Annotated in this window: 1 protein-coding gene and 2 pseudogenes; all 3 read right to left on the bottom strand. The window is 73.6% G+C overall.

The annotated features are described in order from the left end of the window. A pseudogene (locus tag RH94_RS42455) lies at positions 1 to 240 on the bottom strand (hypothetical protein); the annotation flags it as partial. Next, a complete protein-coding gene (locus RH94_RS05080; RefSeq protein ID WP_073946449.1) occupies positions 237 to 2465 on the bottom strand; it encodes a glycosyltransferase in 2229 nt (742 codons plus the stop codon). The pseudogene RH94_RS42455 and the gene RH94_RS05080, both read right to left, overlap by 4 nt. Beyond that, positions 2465 to 3335, bottom strand: a pseudogene (locus RH94_RS05075) (hypothetical protein); the annotation flags it as partial. The gene RH94_RS05080 and the pseudogene RH94_RS05075, both read right to left, overlap by 1 nt.

Genomic DNA, 3335 nt, shown 5'->3' with positions numbered 1-3335 from the left:
GGCCGCCCCGCCGGCCGTTTCGGCCGTTTCGGCCGTCGCCGTCTTCTGGGCGGGGATCCTCACCTCGCCCGGGCCCTCGCCCCCGTAAGGCCACGCGTCTTCCGTCTGCCCGGCGTTCCCGTAGGTGCTCCCGTAGGTGCTCCCGTAGGTGTCCCCGTACGGCCGGGGCGCCGGCCCCGGGCCCCCGGGTACGCCCGGCGGCGGCGTGCCGTCCGCCGTCCCGTACTCGTGTGCCGTCATCCGACGGGCCTCCGTTCACTGCCGCTGCCCGCCGTCCGCTGTTGCGGGATCGAACCCGGCGCTTCCACCACGCCCGTGCGCCGCAGCTTCTGCCAGCGCAGCCGGCCGCCGGTGAGGGCCGTGGTCCAGGAACGGAGCAGGACGACGTACATCAGTTGCCGGTAGAGGATCTGCTGGAGCGGCAGCGAGACCAGGTGCCTCATCCGCTCGCGGTCCAGCCGGAAGGCGTACGCGGCGCAGACCGCCTGCACCGCCAGCACGCCGAGCCAGGCGCCGACCGTCTTCTCGGTGGGGCCGAACACCAGCCCGTACAGCAGGAAGACGTCGATCAGCGGGGCCAGCAGCGGGGCCACCACCATGAACAGGGAGACGAACGGCAGGCCGACGCGGCCGAAGCGGCCCGAGGGACCCCGCTCGATGACGGACCGGCGGTGCTTCCAGATCGCCTGCATGGTGCCGTACGACCAGCGGTAGCGCTGGGACCACAGCTGCTGCACGGACTCCGGGGCCTCGGTCCACGCGCGCGCGTTCTCCGCGTACACCACCCGCCAGCCGTCGCGGTGCAGCGCCATCGTGACGTCGGTGTCCTCGGCGAGCGTGTCCTCGCTCATCCCGCCCACCCGCTCCAGCGCGCTGCGCCGGAAGGCGCCGACGGCTCCGGGGATCGTCGGCATGCAGCCGAGGATGTCGTACATCCGGCGGTCGAGGTTGAAGCCCATCACGTACTCGATGTGCTGCCAGGCCCCGATGAGCGAGTCCTTGTTGCCGACCTTGGCGTTGCCGGCGACCGCGCCGACGCGCGGGTCGGCGAAGGGCTGCACCAGCTCGCGGACGGTGGACGGCTCGAAGACGGTGTCGCCGTCCATCATCACGATGAGGTCGTACCGGGCGTTGGCCACGCCCCGGTTGAGGGCGGCCGGCTTGCCCGCGTTGAGCTGCCGGATGACCCGTACGCCCGGCAGGTTCAGGTCCTCGACGATGCGGGCGGTGCCGTCGCTGGAGCCGTCGTCGATGACCAGCACCTCGATCGGGTGGTCACCGGCGACGAGGGAGCGCACCGTGTTCTCGATGCACTTGGCTTCGTTGTACGCCGGGACCAGGACCGTGACCGGCTCGGTGACCGGGCCGTCGGGGCCCCAACGGAAGTTCTTCCGGCGCACCCGGCGGGCGTGCGCGCCGGAGAGCAGCAGCATCAGGCCGAAGCGGGCGAGGACGAGGGAGCCGACGACCGCGAGGCCGACGACCAGTACGCCGGTGATCTCGTCCGAGGCCTGGACGAGGAAGACCCAGGCCCGGCCCTTCCACAGCTCGGCGCCGGCGACTGGGGTGTGCGCGCTGGGCGCGCCGAGGGCCTCGGTGAGGTTCTGGAACTTGTAGCCCTTGGCCTGGAGTTCGGGCAGGAGCCGTTCGAGCGCCTGGACGGTCTGGTGCCGGTCGCCGCCGGAGTCGTGCATCAGGACGATGGCGCCGTCGCCGTTCTTCGGCGTGGCCCTGCGGATGATCTCGTCGACGCCCGGCTTCTGCCAGTCCTCGGTGTCGAAGTTGTTGAGGACCGTGAGGTAGCCGCGGGAGCCGACGTACTGGGTGACCGGCCAGGACGCGTTGTCCATCGCGTCGGCGAAGGAGGAGTACGGCGGCCGGAACAGCGACGTGCGGATCCCGGCGGCGCCCTCCAGCGCCATCTGGTTCTGGGACAGCTGCCAGTCGATGCCGCTCTCCGACTTGTAGGAGAGGTCGGGGTGGTTGAACGTGTGCAGCCCGATCTCGTGGCCCTCGCGCACCATGCGCTTGACCAGGTCCGGGTACTGCGAGGCCATGGTGCCGGTGATGAAGAACACCGCGTGCGCGTCGTGCGCCTTGAGCGCGTCGAGGACCTTGGGGGTCCACGTGGGGTCGGGCCCGTCGTCGAAGGTGAGGACGAGCCGCTGCTTGGGCACGCTCAGGCTGGCGGTCTTGCCGCCGCGGGTGTCGATGACCGGGCCGCCCCCGAGGATCTCGTCGGGCACCTGGTCGGTGGCCGCCTCGGGCCGGATGCGGTGGTCGGCGAGGATCTCGCTGTGCACATAGCCGCGCAGCATCAGCATCGCGGTGACGGCGATCAGCAGTGTCGCGGGCAGCAGCCAGCGCATGGGCAGGCGGAGGCGGCGCGCGTTGACGGGGGCCGGAGCACGTCGGGAGCGCCCGCCGGCTCGGTTGGAACGGCGACGGTTGGAGCGCGAGGCCATCAGAGGACGTTCTCCGGGGACTGGGCGGGTGTGGCGCCGGGCTGGGCCGTGGCCGGCCCGCCGGAGGCGATCGGGGTCCGGGCGGGGGCCGCGCCGGCGTTGTTGGTGGTGGCTCCGGTACCGCCGGGACCACCGGTGTTGCCGGGGCCGCCGGGGCCGCCGGGGCCGCCGGGGCCGCCGGTCGGGGGCGTGCCCGGGTCCGGTTCGACGGGGGGCGGGGCGGACGACGACGAGCCGCCGCCAGGGGTCGAGCCGCCTGCGCCGGGGGCGGGAGGCGTGGTGGCGGTGCCGTCCGGCAAGCTCTTCCTCGTGCTGGACGCGGAGGGCTCGGGCGTGGTGGAGGCGTCGGGCGTCGTGCCGGGCCGGGCCGACGTCCCCGGTGCGGCGGTGGTCCCCGGGGCCGGGTCCACGCCGGCGCTCGGGGCGCTGGGGTCGGCGCCGGCGTCGGGCACGTCACTGGCGTCCGCGGACGGGTCGGCGGACTCCGTCGGGTGCGGGGACTCCTTGACCTTGCTCGCCGGTGTGTCGTCCGCGCCGGGGACCGGGATCGGCACCCAGGGGGCGGCCGCGTTGCCGGACAGCAGGGTGACGACGATGACGACCGCGTAGACGGCGCAGGCGAGGCCGACGGCCATGCCGAGGCGGCGGAAGCGGCGGCTGCGGCGGCCGGACTCGTCGACGAAGACGGGCCTGTCGGCCTCCTTGCCGCCGACGGTGCCGACCGCCGCGGCGGACGGGCCGCTCAGTTCCACGGCGTCGAGCTGGATGGTGACCTCGTGCGGGTCGTGGGTCCCCTGGGTCTCGTCGTTCTGCCAGGGGTCGTCGACCTGCACCCGCAGGGGGCCGGTGCCGGCGGGCCCGAACCGCTCC

The sequence above is a fragment of the Streptomyces kebangsaanensis genome (assembly GCF_001906585.1).
Taxonomy (GTDB): Bacteria; Actinomycetota; Actinomycetes; order Streptomycetales; family Streptomycetaceae; genus Streptomyces; species Streptomyces kebangsaanensis.
The sequence above is the reverse complement of the archived record's forward strand: the minus strand, read 5'-3'. Positions and strand labels throughout refer to the sequence as shown.

Bases quoted from the DNA above. Each gene is read 5' to 3' on its own strand.
- RH94_RS05080 (WP_073946449.1), bottom strand. From the start codon at position 2,465: ATGGCCTCGCGCTCCAACCGTCGCCGTTCCAACCGAGCCGGCGGGCGC.